Below are 16,863 nucleotides of genomic sequence, written 5' to 3'. Positions count from 1 at the left end.
AGGTAGACCTCTACATTCCTGAACTGACTCAATAACGCGGCACCCTTCTTTTTGGAGTAGGTTTTGATAATGGGCGCCTCGGCATCGGTGTGCTCGATCTTGACGTGAAAAAGTTTCGAGAGAAAGTAAAGCCAAGAGTACTTGTGATAGAGCACTGCAACAAATGTTCCGCCTTCTTTGAGCACGCGGTGGATCTCGCTGATCGCCGCCTCGGTGTCGTCTACATGGTGGAGCACACCCGCCGACCACACGGCGTCAAAGGACTCTGGCCGGAAGCAGAGCTTTTCCGCATCACAGACAATCACCTGGCCGGGGAGGCCAAACGTGCGGAGATGCTGTTTGGCCAGGCGCGCGCCATTCAGCGTCATGTCAATGGCTACAGGGTACAGACCGACCGCTGCCAGCTGCCGCAGGTCCGTCCCGGGCCCACATCCTACTTCCAACACTCGACCTTGCGGGTGGGCCGCGCCCAATCGCCGGATCTCATCCAACATGTACCCCATGCGGTCCGGGTCATACCGGAAGACACGCAAATCCTCGAAGAATTCGGGCGTGCCCACCTCGTGCTGGGCCACCTCGATGTCATTAACGTACGTGTCCCAATACTGTTGGCTTTCCTTCGAGAACGCCAAGGAATCACCTCCTCGCCTATCGCTCACTTGGTCAGATCAATGTAGATGTGCCAACCGATGGGCCTGGTTAGCCACCTGGGCAGTGCGTTGAAAAGGGGCACAAAGACAGAGTTGTAAACGCCCACCAGAAATCCATGTCGTTTTACGGTCTTCATGGGAAAGCCGGTCATATGGATCTTGATCGTCGAGAACTTGCGAAAAAGCCGACGCACGTCCCGGCGCGAGTGCGTAGCAATGAGCGGCGCATCTACCCCTTGCGTCTCGTACCCGATCCCGGAAACGCGGACGAGGAAATTGTACCACGACCACTTGTGGTAGAGCATGATAACAGCCTCGCCCCCTGGGCGCAACACCCGGTATATTTCATCGATGGCCTTCTCGATGTTTGGCGTACACATCAACACGCCGATACAAATAACCACATCGAAGGAGTTGTCCGGGAAAGGGAGGTCCTCAGCGCTTGCCACTCGCACCTCCCCCTGCAGGCCTCGGTATTCCAGGTACTTACGGGCAAGAGCCACACCGCTCTCCGTCAGGTCCACGGCGGTGACAATGGCACCATTTCGCGCATACTTGACGAGGTCTCTACCCCATCCGCACCCCACCTCGAGGAGTTTCTTTCCCGCAAAGTCCCGATGACGAGCGTAAGGTTCTTCCTCACGGTATTTCATGTCATAGTAGCGCTCAAGGTCATCGAAGAATTCCGGCGTGCCCGGTTCCTTATCCGTCACCTCGATGCCGATGACGTTCTCGTTCCAATACTTTTTCACCTCATCAATTGTGACCTGCGCTGGTCTTGTGGCGCTCATTGCTTCTCACACCTCCCTCATCTCGTCTAGGCCTTGGCCCTGCTCATTTACGGTCATCTTTGCGACGCTGTTATCATACATCTATGGTGCCTGTCTGCGGACATAATGCCGGAAAGAATGACAGTGCGGTGGGCAGAGTTTCGGTACAATTTTTCCCTTGCATTTCTCTGCGAAAGCTGTAATTTAAGCAACACATTGAGCACAGGAAAAAGAATGCAATGGCACACGTCATCATAGGTACGGCCGGTCACATTGACCACGGCAAATCGGCCCTGGTGAAAGCCCTCACCGGGACTGATCCGGACAGGCTGAAAGAGGAAAAGGAGCGCGGGCTTACCATCGACCTCGGCTTCGCGTTCTTGGGCGAAAGGGCTGCCTTTATCGACGTGCCCGGTCACGAGCGCTTCGTGAAAAACATGGTGGCCGGGGTAAGCACGGTGGACGCCGTGCTGTTCGTGGTGGCAGCTGACGACGGGGTGATGCCGCAAACCCGCGAACATCTGGATATTCTCTCCCTGCTCGGGCTCAGGAGGGGCATAATCGCCTTGACGAAGATTGATTTGGTGGACCGCGAGTGGCAGGAGTTGGTCACTGCAGACATCAGGGAGCTAGTGAAAGGCACCTTTCTTGACGGAGCACCCATCATTGCCGTCTCAAGCGTGACCGGGGAGGGGATGCAGGAGCTCCGTGCTGCCATTGAAGAGCTCATTGCCCAGACTCCGCCCCGCTATGACCAGGGACTGTTCTGGCTGCCGGTGGACCGCTCGTTTACGGTGAAGGGGTTTGGCACGGTGGTCACCGGCTCGGTGCTTTCCGGGTCGGTCAGGGTGGGAGATGAGCTGGAGCTTCACCCCAAGCAGCGTAGGGTGCGTGTGCGCGGCCTGCAGAGCCACGGACGCGAGGTGGATGTGGTTCGGGCCGGCGACAGGGCGGCCTTGAATTTGGGTGGCATTCACAAGGAGGACGTGGAGCGCGGCGACGTCTTGGCGACCCCAGGCTACTTCATGCCGACAACATTTTTGGACGTGCGTCTGCGTCTACTTGCGGGTGCCGCACGCCCACTGCACCACAATGCCCGTGTGCGCCTCCATGTCGGCACGCGGGAGCTTATGGCCAGGGTTAGGCTGTTAGAGGGGAGCGAGATCGTCCCCGGAGAATCCGCGTTCGCCCAATTGCGACTTGAAGAACTCATCACCGCACGCCGCCGGGATCGCTTTGTGATCCGTCAGTACTCGCCGCCGGTGACCATCGGGGGAGGCGTGGTGTTGGATGCCACCCCCCCACCTCATCGCCGTTTCCGCCGAGAAGTGCTCGAGCAACTCGCGGCGCTGGAGAAGGACACGCCGGAAGAAACAGTCCTCGCCCTGCTACGCGCGCGACCTTTGCGTCCCCTTTCAACTGCCGAACTGGCAAAGGGAACTGGCTTTGCCCTCGCCGCACTGGAAGAGCTCTTAGCCCGGATGGTTCACGCAGGCTCCCTCATCAGACTCGGTTCCGAGCGACAATCTATGTACGCCCTCCCCGCTGCAGTCGAGGATGTGCGGAGGGGCATCGCCGAACAGCTGAGGCTGTACCATCAGCAGTTTCCACTTAAGCCGGGCATGCCCCGCGCTGAACTGAGAGACGCCGTGAGCCGGGACCTGGACCAAGCCCTCTTCGCTGCAGCAGTGGAAGCATTGGGCTGCGAGGGGACAGTCAAGGAAAGCGGCGGGACAGTAGCTTTGGCCACGCACCGCATTGTGCTCTCCGCCGCAGACCAAGCCCTCCGCGACCGGCTTGTCCAAGAGCTGCGTGCCGCGGGCTTCACCCCACCGGATACGGCCGAATTGGCCAAGAAGGTGGGGTGCAGACAGGCTGATGCGGAGCGGGTGCTTTCGGCCCTCCATGCCATGGGCGAGGCGCTGCGCTTGGAGGAAGGAATCTACCTCCCCCGGGAAACCGTCGACCAGGCGCGCCGGATGCTCGCAGGCTATTTTGTCGACCACGAGGAGCTGACAGTGAGTACCTTCCGCGAAATGCTGGGTACCACCAGGCGATATGCTTTGCCGCTTCTCCTTCATTTCGACGAGCAAGGCATTACAGAGCGCCGCGGGGAGGCGCGCGTTCTAAAGAACAAGCCTGAAAAGTAGGACTGAGGACTGCGATGAAGCGGACAGTTCTTCTCCTGGTAGGGTTGATGATCATCTGGTCGTCGCCTGCTGCATGCCAAAAGACGCGCGTCCTGCTGCGCCGGCCTATCATCCATGGCCACATCACGCCCCAGCAGGCCGACTCTCTGGGCGAAGAACTGCGCCACCGCCTGCTGCAGACGGGCATAGTGGAGCTTGTGTCGCCAACTCCCGAAGCGGCCCCCGCCCATGGATTCCCGCACGCGCCCTCCACGCAACCAGAGCCTGTGCCTATGGCCGATGAGATTGTGGACGCCCGGTTGCACAAATCCGGCGAAATCTTCGCGCTTACACTCACTGCTCTTGAAACGGTAGAGCACATGACGTACACATCCCACGGCGAGGCAAGGAGCCTGGCGGCACTGTGCGCAACTCTCGTTCCTGAGTTTGTGGAGGAGTTGCAGGAACGCCACAGAGCAGACCGGATGGTCATCAGGGTGGAACGGGGCTATGACATCTTTCCGATGGACAAGTACTTCGGCATTTCGGACCCCTTCGTGGAAGTGTGGGTGGACTCGGTCTTGATTGGGGCGACAGAGGTTCGGCAAGACGAGAGAGACCCAGTCTGGGAACAATCATTTCTCCTCCCAGCGGGTCCTCCACGGCACATCACCCTGGTGGTCTATGATAAGGACGCTCTGGATCATCGAGAGCTCATCGGCAAAGTAACAGTGCCATGGGGTCGCGACGGCATCTACGCCATCCGCCGTCCCCAGTACGTGCGCGACTTTGGCAAGGTGCAGGTTTCCTTCGGAAGGTGACTCGAGTTTTTCCTTGAAGGTTTCTAGTGGTTTTATTAGATTCTAATCCAGACCTAATGGGAATGGATGGGTCCCTGGTGGGCCTCGCGGGCTTCAAACCCGTTGTTCCGCACTCTGGTGCGGAAGGTGGGTTCGATTCCCACACATTCCCGCAACAAGAGGGCTCCAGTGAGGGAGCCCTTTTCTCTACCTGAGGTCGGACACCGCTCCCGCCAAGAGGGCTTCACGTGTGACGACTCGCACAGACGGAGCATCGCAAAGGAACCAGCGGACGGTCGCGCAGGTTTTTCTTTGCAAGGCGACCCTCCAGAAGACCGGTGCAACAGAAGATCCGAGGATTGGGAGTCCTCTGCAAGAGAAGCATACCGCCCGTAATAATACATCCGATTGCGGCACAAGGAGCGCCGAGCAGAGCCAGACCGGAAAGGGACCTTGCTCCATGCGTCAATCCATCCAGCATAGAACTAACGCTAACAAGCGAGGGTCAAGCGCTTTCTTCTCGCGGCGCCTCCTCTTAAGGGTGCTCATTGTGGCCCTTTGCACTCCTTTCCCCGTGAGCCTCCTTGCCGAGCAGTACTCGCAGTACGCGGTGGGGTACCGTGACACGACCTTCTACCGGAACGGCAGAACGCTCAGAACTTTCGTTTACTACCCTGCTACCAGCCCTGGAAGTGGTACGCCGCTGAACACCACCGGCGCGCCTTACCCCCTTCTTGTCTTCGCCATAGGTAAGCGCATGCAGGTGGAATACTACGTGACCTACTACCAGGAGCTGGCGGCGAGCGGCTACGTGGTCATGGCGCCGCAGTTCCCGGACGTGGACAACCCCAGCGCCTACGTGTGGAACGAAGACATTCGCCAATGCATTACCGCAGCGCTCACTGCTCGTACTGTGCCGGGGTCCATGTTCTATCAGGCCATCGACGCCAATCGTATCGGCCTGTTCGGCCACTCATTCGGGGGTGGTACAGTCATAGGGGTGGCAGCCGACGACGGTCGGGTGCGGGTGACCTGCGCCATAGCACCAAACAATCCGGGCAACTACTCGTTTAATAAGATACCCAATGTGCACACGCCGATTCACATCCTGGGCGGTGAACTGGATGCCATCAACTCGGTCGACTCCATCGGCCGTCCCCTCTATCAACGCGCCAATCCCGACAAGGCGTTGGTTGTGGTCAAGGGCGCCAACCACATGCAGTTTTCCGACTATGACGGCTTTGACTCGGTGGACACGCCCGCCACTATCACCAGGGCCCAGCAGCTGGCCATCACCAGTGCCCATCTGCTCAACCTGTTCGATGCCTACCTGAAAGGGGGAAATGCCGCCCGGGGTGAACTCTACGGCCCTTCCACCCTGAGTAGGAACGACGTGCTGCTCTGGTTCGAGACGCAGGCCGGCAACGCGGCACGTCTGGCGTATGTATCCGGCGATGGCCAGGTGGGCCTGCCAGGGCAGCTTGTGCCATCGCCTATCGTATTCAAAGTTGTGGATGCCCAAGGCAACCCGCTTTCGCGCCATACAGTTCATTTTCAGATCACTGCTGGTGGAGGGAACCTGGCCGGGCAGAACTGGAGGGACCTCGAAACAGACACCAACGGTAGCGTGAGCATCCAGCCGCGTCTTGGACCAAGTGAGGGGACGAACAATAATTTGATCAGCGTGTCTGCGTACAAAGGAACCGCCCACCTCACTGACTCTCCCCGTGTTATCACGCTCTCCGCATCGTCGCAACCTGTGCGGCAGATTACTGTGCGCACCGTGCCAGCAAACCTCACATTCAGCATTGACGGCGTGAACTACTCGGGTCAGCACACATTCACCTGGCCCCAGGGAAGCGTTCATGCGGTGACGGTGGCCTCGCCCCAGAATGAAGCGGGCGGCACTCGTTATGTCTTCAGCGCGTGGAGCGACGGCGGGGCCCAGACCCACAGCTACCAAGTGCCTGCGCGCGATGACACACTGGTGGCGACATTCCGTACACAGCACCTGCTGACTCTCGTTTCCCTCTATGGTTCTGCGACGGGGGCCGGCTGGTACGATGCCGGCAGCGCAGCAACGTTTTCGGTCACCACCCCCGTTTCTGGTGGGGAGGGACGACGTTTCAGCCTCACCGGTTGGACCGGCAGCGGAGCGGGTTCTTACACCGGGCCTGCCTCTTCAGCCACTGTGACCATGCTGGGGCCAATCACCGAGACGGCCACCTGGCACACAGAATTCTTCCTGGCGACAGCAGCAAGCCCCTCTGGCGGCGGCAGCGTGCTGCCCTCCCCCCCAGGCGCCTGGTTCGACAGCAGCGCCACAGTCAGCATCAGTGCCACTCCTGCCGAAGGTTATGCGTGGGGAAACTGGTCGGGCGACATAATCGGTGCCACCAATCCCGTGAGCTTTGTCCTGACCCGTCCCAGCTCGGTGACCGCCAACTTCGTGCGCCTGAGCCTGATCACCATCCGCACAGAACCGCCGGGCCTGAGTTTTTCTGCCGACAGCATCGACTACGCCTCGCCCCATACCTTTGCTTGGCTCCCGGGCTCAGTGCATAGGGTCTCGGTCACTTCCCCCCAATCGGGTACGCCTGGTGTCCAATATCTTTTCTCCTCCTGGAGCGATGGCAATGCGCTGACGCACAACATCGTCGCTCCTGCGCGGGATGATACCTTGGTGGCCCGGTTCCGAACCCAGTATCTCCTCACGGTCAATTCGGCGCACGGCAACCCAAGCGGTGGGGGCTGGTACGACCAGGGGGCGCAGGCCGCGTTCAGGGTCACCACGCCGGACTCCCAAGGCGGTTCGCGCCATTTGTTTGTGCGCTGGACAGGTGACTTCTCAGGCACGCAGCCAACAGGGTCGCTGGTGATGACCGGTCCCAAGACAGTCACCGCCACATGGAGAACACAGTATCTCCTTACTCTCCACACTCCTTATGCGACGGCACAGGGAACTGGATGGTACGACGAAGGAGCCAAAGCCGAGTTTTCCATCAGCGGTACGGTTTTCTCTGACAGCGCAGGTACAAGAAGGGTTTTCACCGGCTGGACAGGCAGTGGTGAAGGGTCCTATACTGGGCCCGACAGCGCGGGTCTTGTGACCATGAACGGCCCAATTACGGAGACGGCGCAGTGGGCCACGCACTACTTGCTGACAATCGCCTCGCCCTATGGGTCCCCACAAGGCGCAGGCTGGTATCTTTCCGGGACAACGGCACATTTCTCCGTTACTACCCCGCACACCGAGGGCATGACACGCCACATATTCCTGCGCTGGGATGGCGACTATCAGGGCGATGAACCGCAGGGCGCGCTGTCCATGAACCGACCGCGCGCTGTCGTGGCCGAATGGGGCACCCAGTATTTCCTCAGTACCGAGGTGGACCCGCCCGGAGGCGGAGCAATGGCTCCGCCTCCCCCAGGTGAGTGGTATGATGCCAATACAGCCGTGATTGTCCACGCGGCGGCCTCCCCAGGCTTTGCCTTCGGTGGCTGGGATGGCGACCTGACCGGCAAACGGAACCCCGATTCCCTGAAAATGGACCGCCCAAAGGAGGTAACGGCACTCTTCGTGCCCGTCGGCCTGGTACGCGTTACCTCCGAACCGGAGGGACTCGAGCTCGTTGTTGATGGCCTCCCCTACACCACTCCCCACGACTTTAACTGGAACCCAGGCTCGGTTCACACGGTGCAGGCCCCTTCTCCTCAGCAAATAGGCTCCACGCGCTATGTTTTCCAGTCGTGGAACGATGGCGGCCAGCAGACACACGCCATCGAGGTAAGCGGAGCAACTGTGTTGGTCGCACGCTACCGCACCGAATTCTTCATCGCTACCAGCAGTGCGCCCCCAGAAGGAGGCACGGTCCAACCTTCTCCCCCGGGTGTGTGGGTGGCAGAGAAAGACACAGTGATCCTCAAGGCCGTGGCAAACAGTAGCCTGGGTTACCTATTCGCAGGCTGGAGCGGCGATGTGCACAGCTTGGGCAACCCAGACACCCTCGTCGTCACTGAACCGGTGTCGGTGGTCGCCAACTTTGTTAAGGTGGGTTGCACGCGTATAGGCACGGTTCCCGATTCGCTTCTCATCATCGTGGACGGGGGGCGCTATGTTGCCCCGCACGACTTTGTCTGGGAACCCGGCTCCAGTCACACGATTGGCGTGGAATCGCCGCAGGCTGGCCCTCCCGGTGTGCGGTACGTGTTCGAAGGGTGGAGCGACGGCGGTGCGCAAAGTCACACCGTGGTCTCCGCCGAAACCGTGTTGTACACTGCCTTCTTCCGAGAAGAATACGCCGTGCTCGTCAAGGTAGAGCCACCAGGGGCAGGAACTGTGCAGCTCATTCCTGACTCTGGATGGTACGCAGAAGGCCAGCAGGTGCTGGTCAAAGCGTGGCCTGACTCGGCAAAGGGGTACGAATTCGAAAGGTGGACAGGGGATTTTGCTGGCAGTACCAACCCGGCTACACTGCTTATCAACGGGCCCAAAGCGCTTGTGGCCCACTTTGTGGCCAGTGACCGGCGCGCACCTGCTCTCCTTTACGCCTACCCGCGGGCAGGGTCGGTATGGGTGCCTACCAATACCAGCATCGAACTGGGTCTGGCCGATAGCCCGGGTGGCCGCGGCCTGGAGCCGAGTTCCGTGGCCATTTGGGTCAACGGCACACAAGTTGCAAAGGGCGGAACCGTGCTGCCGGGTCATCAGGCGGTGCTGAAAGTGCAAAACGGTGTGGCCGCGTTCCGCTACCAACCCACCGCGCCATTTGTGCCTTCCGGTCAGGTATACGTTCGCGTGCAGGCGAGGGACTTGGCAGTCCAGACGAACAGTTTGGACACCACCTTCTCCTTCACGCTTGCGCCCTTCCCGGTGCTGGTCACCGTCTCCCAACAGCTGGGACCAGAGGGAGGGTTTGTTCTGGACCCGGCAAACGGGGTGCAGATCGCAGTACCACCCGGGGCATTGCCCGAAAGCACCACGCTGGTCATCGCTCAGTCTCCTGGTGTACCGCCCCTACCTGATTCGCTCCTCCCCGTAGGGCATGCTTTGTATTTTTCACCAGACGGCATAGAGCTCCAGGACTCTGTGACGGTGGCTATTCCCTACACCCAGGCAGATCTGACGGCGGTGGGCGTGAATGACCCGACCATGATCCCGGTGTACCGCTTCCGCACGCGGGACGGAAGATGGGACAGGCTGCGTGTGGCTGGCGTCTATCGTTCGTTCCTGTTGGTACCGATGCGGAGCTTCTGCTATTTGGTCTTCTGCAGGCCAGGTGGTACTGCCGTCGCGTACGACTCGCCCGAAGCCGCGCCGGCGCGTTTTGCTCTGCTGCCGGGGTTTCCTAATCCATCAAACAGCCAAATGGTGTTCCCCATAGAACTTCCGCAGCACCGTGTGGTGAGCCTCTGGCTATATGACGCCACCGGCCGCGCAGTGAGGACGATTGAGGCCGGGTTGCTGCCACCAGGAAGGCACCACCTGTATTGGGACGGACGGGACGAGCACGGCAATGAGCTCCCCACCGGCGTCTATCTTGTGCGGTTGCGCGCGGAACCACGCGGGGATACGGGACATCCTCCCTTCGAGGCACGAACGAAGGTGGTCGTGGTGCGATAACCCTCTAGAATCACTCCTTCCTACGCATGAGTCTGGTGGCGCCCGTGCCTGTTCGGCCGTGTACGGCGGTCACCAAGGCTGGTGACAGACGGCCACTACTCAGTTGTAGGGCGAAGGCCGGGGCTCCCAAGACACAACCACCGACCGGCACAGAATCGCGCGGGTTGCATTGTGTACCAGCGGGCACAGCAGCCGCTTGCGTCGCCCACAAGAATGGCGAGCTTATCGCCGCCGGGAGGATGGACAAGAGCTCTACCAGCCGCCTCCTAGTTGCGCACGGGATGACCACTGTGCCCAGAAATCTCTGGTCCCACGTGCACCAAGACCCCCTCCAGACCGTACTCCCCAAGATTCTCAATGCGAGATGGCACAGGCTCTGATCCGGGTCCGCCAGACCTGGGGGCCTGCCCATGCAAGGATCGCCACCTTATCACCTATTTTGCCCAGAGGATGCGCCCTAATCTGGCCTGCGGCTCAGTGCCTCTTGGCAGAGCCCTGCGGGAACAGCGCTCGGCCATTTTTTTCTTGACTTTGGGCGAGGAATTCCGTACTTTTTCAACAGCGAGACCGATGAGAAGCCGAGACTCGGGGGAAGGGGGATAATGGGATCGTAGGCCGTGCGCTGGAGGCACCAGGCCGGTTCGCCGCAGCACAGGAATGTGGCTCCCGGCCCGGTACACGGCCGGCAAGGAATGGTGGATCCGCCGGCGCACGGCCGAGGCGGAACGCCGCTTCGTGCTCACAAGAGCAACTCATGTACACCAGGGCAAAGAAACGCCTGACCACCTCTTACGTCCTGGCCTGCCTCTTCCTGCTCGTTACCGGCTACCTGGTGTGGCCTTCTAAAGAGGCGTGGCAGGACCCACAGCTACTCCCCTTCCGCTTCGTCCCCATAAGAGAACTGCCGCCCCTGCTTGCTACCTGTGACGCCGACCACGACGGATTCAGCGAATCCTATCACTATGGTCGCCCTTCTGAAGCATATACCCTTTCGGTTGAGCGACGGGATCATAACGGAGTTGTGAGTGAACAGTACAATTTCTTGGGCCATACAGCTTACCAGAGGGCATTTTTTGCTGACCTTGTGGGCGATTACCGGGAAGAGCTGATAGTCTGGTTTCGGCGCAACGATACGGCCTTCGTGGACATCCGCTCCTTCGAAGACCAGCGCATCGCCTGTTTCCCCGCCGTCACCACGGACGAGTACAGTAACATGGCCAACATTGGGAGCTGGGACTGTGCGGGAGAGCTCCTTGATGCCCGTGACCTCGACGGCGACGGACTGAAGGATTTGGTCTTTGTCGTCTTCACCCAATATGCGGGGTCGCCGCGCGGCGTCTACGCCTTCAGGTTTCCAGACGGCAAGCTCCTGTGGCACGAACGGATGGGAGCCGCGCCTATCGCTCCAGTTGCTGCCGACCTGGATGGAGACGGCTGTCCGGAATACGTACTGGGTTCTGGCACCCCAGAGAATCTGCGCGCGCCGATCAACGGCACCAAGGACGATCTTGCCTATCTCATGGTGTACGACCACACCGGACATAGGCTCCTTCGCGAAGTGCTCGGTGCCAAGGGAACATTTGTGCAACCATGGCTTTTTAGCGAAAAAGATGAGGGGCGTCTGCGCTGCGGAATAATCTGCAAGCGGCCCATCAAGCAAGCCCAAGCCTTGCCAAGCGAGGTGTTTGAGCTGGAGTTTCCCAGTCTCACCTTACGTCGGCTCCTCCCCCCGCTCCATTTTGGGTTACTTGGTGGCGGATTCATCGATCTTGACGACAACGGAGAGTCTGAGCTTGTTCTTGTTGACGAGAGGCTCACCGCCCGCCTCTATCGCTACGCGGCACCAAGGGGCATCTTTGTCCAGCACTTCGAGCGCGCCTTGCCTCTGTCGTGCGGCTACGATGTCGAAACGTATTTTCTTGACCTTGACCGAGACGGCACCAAGGAAATAGTATTCGACTCCAGAACGACCAGAGGAATTGCCGTGTTAGACGAACGGCTGAGGCTGCTGGCAACCGGGCCTGGCATTAGTAGGTTGCATGCAGTGCACCGTGGGAAAGAGAGGCCGCTCCTTGTAGCAGTGTACAAGGACCGCGAGGCCTCTGCCCTCCTCCGGTTCGAGCGCACACCAGGACGTTGGCGACATTACGCGGCACTGGTGGCGCCGCCAGTGGCGCTCTTCGTCCTCCTGGGCGCGTTGAGCTGGCAGTTCTTCCTCTCACTCGCCACCAGTCACACCTTGCCAGCACTCGTACCGACCACCAACTGGGTCCGTCTGGACGGGGGGATGCACATCCGCGAATGTAGCCAAGCCGTCAGGGACAAGCTGTCGGGACTCACCACTCCGGCCTCCCTGGGGGACGTCCTCCCACCTGAGGCGGCGCAATTCCTTGAGGGCTGGCTTAAGGTACACAAAGCTACGCGGGCCGAAGCTGTGCAGGATGTACAGCTTACGGATCGCACGCACAGCCTTTTTGTGTTCGAATGGTACCCTTGGCCGCGGCTTCTCCTTGTCAGCGGCGGGTTCCTCGTTTGGCGGCAGCTTCAAGTCCCCGCACCCATGCGTAGTGTCGAGTGGATGAAAATCGCCCGTGCCATGGTGCACGACGCGAAAAATCCTCTCTCCGCTTCGCTTGCCCTCGTGGGGAGGGTGCGGCAGTGCTCTCACGACCATGCTCAAGGCGATGCCCAGTGCGACAATGACCTTGTGGAGATGGAAAGGCAGATCCTGCAGGCGCGCGACACCATCCTGCGCCTTTTGGCATTCATGGACATCGCTACCCACAAACCACGGCCATGCGATGTGAATGCCCTGATCCAAGAGGTCTGCGGCGAATTCATGGCGGAATCAGGGTCAGGAGTACACTTCCGGCTCGACCTGAGCGAAAACATTCCCATCGTCCGCGTCAGCCACGAGGCCCTGCGCATGGCCCTGCGCAACGTCATCCGGAACGCGCTTGAAGCTGTGAACGAGCAGGGATCGGTAGTGATCACTAGCTACGTGGAGACTATGCCTTCGGAAAGGAACACGTGGGAAGACTGGATCGTGGTGGAAGTGCTGGACGACGGCCCCGGCATACCGCCGGACCTGTTGCCGAGTCTGTTTCAACCGGGCGTCACCACGAAGACGGGGGGTTCTGGGCTCGGACTGGCCATCACAAAGGAAATAATGCAGTCGCTGGAGGGGGAGGTACGCATCGACAGTCCCGGGGGCCATGGCACGCTTCTTACGCTGAGCTTTCCGGTACGCCACAGCCTCGCGTAACCCCTCCTGGCACACGGGTTGCAAGGTTTCAAGCATCACCTCACCCGCAAGACCCATAGGAAAAGGTCATGGAAGAACCCGTCCGCGTTCTAATCGCCGAGGATAACCGCAACATCCGCCTGCAGCTGCGGGACATCGTGGAGGAAGCGGGCTACCAGGTAGAGGAGGCAGCCGACGGCGAAGAGGCTCTTGCACAACTTTCCAACTCCGATTTCGACCTCCTGCTCCTTGATCTGCAGATGCCCAAGCTTTCCGGCATGCAAGTGCTGGAACGGGCCAAAGGTCTTGCTCACCCTCCGGAGATTCTCGTGGTTACCGGTGTCGGCACGGTCGACACCGCGGTGCAAGCCACACGCCTTGGCGCGTTCGATTTTATCGAGCGCGAGGCGGTGGAGCGACGGCTGCTGGTGAGCATGCGCAACGCTTTACAAAAGCGTCAGATGGAGCGCGAGAACCGGCGGCTGCGTGGCCTTCGTCAACCGGGCGAAATGCTGGGCACGAGCGTGGCGATGGCAGCACTGCGCGAGCGCATAGCCCAGGTGGCCAAGACCGACAGCACCGTGCTCATACTTGGCGAAAGTGGCGCCGGCAAGGAGTTGGTTGCCCGGGCCCTGCATCAACAGAGCCTGCGTGCCGCCAAACCTTTCGTCATCGTCAACTGCAGCGCTCTGAGCGAAACCTTGTTGGAAAGTGAGCTCTTTGGCCATGTCAAAGGATCCTTCACGGGCGCTCACTTTGCCAAGAAAGGCAAATTCGAGCTTGCCGACTCCGGCACCATATTTTTGGATGAAATCGGGGACATGAGTCCGACGGCACAAGCCAAGTTCTTGCGCGTGCTGGAGTACGGCGAGATCCAGAAGATCGGCTCCTCCGAGAACATGCGTGTGAACGTGCGGGTGCTCGCAGCCACCAACCACCAGTTAGAACAAGACGTTGCCGATGGCCGCTTCCGCGCCGATCTCTATCACCGCTTGAAAGTCGTGATTCTTCGCGTGCCCCCCTTACGCGAGCACCCGGAAGACATTCCGCTCTTAGCCAACCATTTCCTCCGCGCCTTTTGTGAGCTTAGCCGGAGGCCGCAGATAGTTCTCTCTCCCGAGGCCATGCGGCTCCTGCTCAGCTACCACTGGCCCAACAACGTGCGGGAACTGCGCAACCTGATGGAACGCGTCGCCCTCCTTTCCAGCTCTGAGGTGGTGAGTGAGTGGGAATTGGAGGAGCTATGGGAGAGAGACCAGGGCGGTGCAGAATTCTTTCTCCGTGGCCGGATTGTGCCCCTTGACCAGGCCTGGCGTGAGTTCGAGCGCGCCTACATCAAGCGCGCCCTTGCCGCTTGCAACGGCAACGTCAGCAAAACGGCACGGCTGTTGCAGATAAATCGGAGTCACTTGCATGTGAAGATGAAGGAGTTGGGGGTAGGACCCGCCCGTCCGGGAAACCAAAGGCTAATGCGCGCCAACGAGGATCAACACCACTGACATGCAGCACCTGTCGCTGCCGTCCAGGCTCCAACACAAACCGTCTGAAAAGGCCATCGGTCTCTTCGAGGTGCCCTACAAAGGCCCACCTGCAGTCCTTCTCGCTAACACTCATGGGATGCTCCTCTCGATCCCAGAATCGGGACGTTCGCCCCGTTTGCGCCCACGTTGCCCGGCGACCACTCCGCGCTTTCTCGGCTACTGGAGCCCCGGGGCACCGGCGAGCTCCGGCGCCCCGGTGGTCTGCCTAAATTCGCTTCTCGAATCGTCGTTCAGCTTCTCGTAGCGCTTTCCTTAGGCCCCCTACCACCCCACTCCCACCCCCACCCGCCACAGACGGCCCGGCATGGGGTAGCCGTCGGCGAGCTGGTACTGCGTGTCGAAGAGGTTGTCCATGCTGAGGCGCAAAGTCCAATTGAACCCGAGTCCTGACCAGCGCAGGCCGGTGTTGGCATCCACTATTGTGTGCCCGGGCAGCTGTTTCGTGTTGGCCTCGTCGGTGTAGAGGGAACCGACATACAGCGCCATGGCATTGACGTACCACCACCTGCCGTCGAGTCCTGCACGCAGCGAGGCGGTGTGCTCAGGCCGGTAGATGAGGCGCTTGCCTTGCACCCCCGGCTCCTCGCCCGTGTTCTCCGCTGTCAAATGGCTGTAGACAAGCTCCACGAGTGCTCGGCCGGAGGCCTCCTCCCACCGCAGTTTTACCTCCTGTCCGGTAATGCGCGCCTTGCTCACGTTGGCCGGCGACCATTTGAACGTGGCCGGATCCATGCCCCATACGATGAGATCGCGTGCCCACCGGCGGAACCAGCTCACCTCCCCGTACACGCGACCGCGAAACGGGACGTTTGCGCTTCCGCCGACCTCAACCTCGTTGGTCCGTTCGGGGCGCAGCCGCGGGTTGCCCACCGTAAACGCATCCTCAGGCCAGTAGAGGTCATTGAACGTGGGTGCACGGAAGGAGCGCCCCACATTGCCCCGCAACGCGAGATGGCCATTGCGCAGCCGAGTCAGGATTGCACCCACCTTGGGGCTGGTGACCGTGCCAAAACCCTCGTAGTGGTCCACGCGGACAGCAGGCAGCACGTTCAGCTTGAGCTCTTGCAGGCCCAAAAGTCCCTTCCGGGAGGCGTCCACTTGAGCAAACGCAGCAGAGGCGTCGCGAGCATGCGCGCCCAGAGAGGATCCCCGCGAGCGTTCTCTCAAATAGGTGGCACCGGCAGTGAAAAGGAGGTCGCGGCCTAGTACAAAGTCGCCCTGCAAGGACGTGCCGGTGGCCATGCCGGTGTTGTCGGCCTGAGAGGGCCAGAATGGGTTCGGGTCCACAAAGCGCGTGGCAAGCTGGTGGTGAAAGCCGGTCGCCTGCACGTGGAGAACTCGCCCGACACGAGTTTCAACTTCAACTTGGGTACGGCGAGTTTCATCGTCCTGCTTAGCATGGGGGCTGGGAAACGCAAGGGAGCCAGGTACCCCCCGTTCTGCCTTTGACCACTCACCGGAGAAGGAAAAGCGCGTTGCTGATGAAGCGTCGACGGTCCCTTTGGCGAAGAACTCCTTCGCGTCAAGGGCGTTGTTGACGCGCTTTTCCGTGCGCTCGCGGCCGGTAGCTGGGTCATTGAACCGGTATTGAAAATCCCCATTGCTGAGCCTTCGACTGGCTGCAACCACTATGCCCCAGGGCCCCATCTGGTGGCCGGCAGAGAGGTGAAGATGCCTGCCTCCCAGCGCGCCAAAGCCTGTCTCGAGCCTGGCCTCGGGCCGAGGCCCATTCCTTGGCGCCCGCGTGATGATATTCACCACGCCCCCGGCAGCGTCGGCCCCGTAAAGGGACGAAAGGCCGCTGCGCACGACCTCCACCTTTTCCACCGCCGTGAGGGGAAGGAGGCTCAGGTCGTACCCCCCGGCCAGAGGCGAGTTCAGACGCGCCCCATCCCACAGGATGAGCACCTGTTCGGCGGAAGAGCCACGCACCGAGACCGTCTTCATGGCCGCCTCCGAGCCGTAGCTTTTGACAAAGGCACCTGCCACAGGTCGCAACGCATCAGCGACGGAGGCTGCGTTGGTCATGGCAATGTCGGCTGCCGATACAACCTCTGCCGACACGGGCAATTCCCATGTTAACGACCTCCCCCGCTTGCCGGTCAC

8 protein-coding genes and 1 tRNA gene are annotated in these 16,863 nt (G+C 60.4%); 6 read left to right on the top strand and 3 right to left on the bottom strand.

Features of this window, described 5'->3' with window-relative positions; translation table 11 throughout:
• The coding region (locus ONB25_13905) for a class I SAM-dependent methyltransferase (protein MDZ7393978.1) at positions 1–632 on the bottom strand (632 nt) is incomplete at its 3' end.
• A gap of 23 nt (positions 633–655) precedes the next feature.
• On the bottom strand, positions 656–1,441 hold the full coding sequence (locus tag ONB25_13900) for a class I SAM-dependent methyltransferase (GenBank protein ID MDZ7393977.1): 786 nt from the start codon (positions 1,439–1,441) through the stop codon (positions 656–658).
• A 218-nt stretch (positions 1,442–1,659) separates the two neighbouring features.
• On the opposite strand from ONB25_13900, the gene selB reads away from it, so the two are divergent.
• The 6 genes from selB (at position 1,660) to ONB25_13870 (ending at position 14,715) form a co-directional block, all read left to right on the top strand.
• Positions 1,660–3,570 (top strand): selenocysteine-specific translation elongation factor, encoded by a 1,911-nt coding sequence (selB, locus tag ONB25_13895; GenBank protein MDZ7393976.1) that lies wholly within the window; start codon positions 1,660–1,662, stop codon positions 3,568–3,570.
• A 14-nt stretch (positions 3,571–3,584) separates the two neighbouring features.
• Entirely contained in the window at positions 3,585–4,370 is a 786-nt protein-coding gene (locus tag ONB25_13890) for a hypothetical protein (GenBank protein ID MDZ7393975.1), read from the top strand.
• A 58-nt stretch (positions 4,371–4,428) separates the two neighbouring features.
• Positions 4,429–4,522 (top strand) — tRNA-Sec (locus ONB25_13885).
• Between the two features lie 377 nt (positions 4,523–4,899).
• Positions 4,900–9,972: a hypothetical protein gene (locus ONB25_13880; protein ID MDZ7393974.1), complete on the top strand. Its 5,073-nt coding sequence runs from the start codon at positions 4,900–4,902 to the stop codon at positions 9,970–9,972.
• A 754-nt stretch (positions 9,973–10,726) separates the two neighbouring features.
• Positions 10,727–13,237: an ATP-binding protein gene (locus ONB25_13875; GenBank protein MDZ7393973.1), complete on the top strand. Its 2,511-nt coding sequence runs from the start codon at positions 10,727–10,729 to the stop codon at positions 13,235–13,237.
• Between the two features lie 68 nt (positions 13,238–13,305).
• Positions 13,306–14,715, top strand: coding sequence for a sigma-54 dependent transcriptional regulator (locus ONB25_13870; GenBank protein ID MDZ7393972.1), 1,410 nt, complete (start codon positions 13,306–13,308; stop codon positions 14,713–14,715).
• 303 nt (positions 14,716–15,018) lie between these two features.
• On the opposite strand, the gene ONB25_13865 is transcribed toward ONB25_13870, so the two are convergent.
• Positions 15,019–16,863 (bottom strand): TonB-dependent receptor (locus tag ONB25_13865; GenBank protein ID MDZ7393971.1); only part of this gene is annotated, 1,845 nt, incomplete at its 5' end.

The sequence above is a fragment of the candidate division KSB1 bacterium genome (assembly GCA_034506335.1).
In the GTDB taxonomy this organism is placed as follows: Bacteria; Zhuqueibacterota; Zhuqueibacteria; order JANLFK01; family Oleimicrobiaceae; genus Oleimicrobium.
The sequence above is the reverse complement of the archived record's forward strand: the minus strand, read 5'-3'. Positions and strand labels throughout refer to the sequence as shown.

Coding starts and splice junctions, on each gene's coding strand:
- selB (MDZ7393976.1), top strand. CDS start 1,660: ATGGCACACGTCATCATAGGTACGGCCGGTCACATTGACCACGGCAAA.
- ONB25_13890 (MDZ7393975.1), top strand. CDS start 3,585: ATGAAGCGGACAGTTCTTCTCCTGGTAGGGTTGATGATCATCTGGTCG.
- ONB25_13900 (MDZ7393977.1), bottom strand. CDS start 1,441: ATGAGCGCCACAAGACCAGCGCAGGTCACAATTGATGAGGTGAAAAAG.
- ONB25_13870 (MDZ7393972.1), top strand. CDS start 13,306: ATGGAAGAACCCGTCCGCGTTCTAATCGCCGAGGATAACCGCAACATC.
- ONB25_13875 (MDZ7393973.1), top strand. CDS start 10,727: ATGTACACCAGGGCAAAGAAACGCCTGACCACCTCTTACGTCCTGGCC.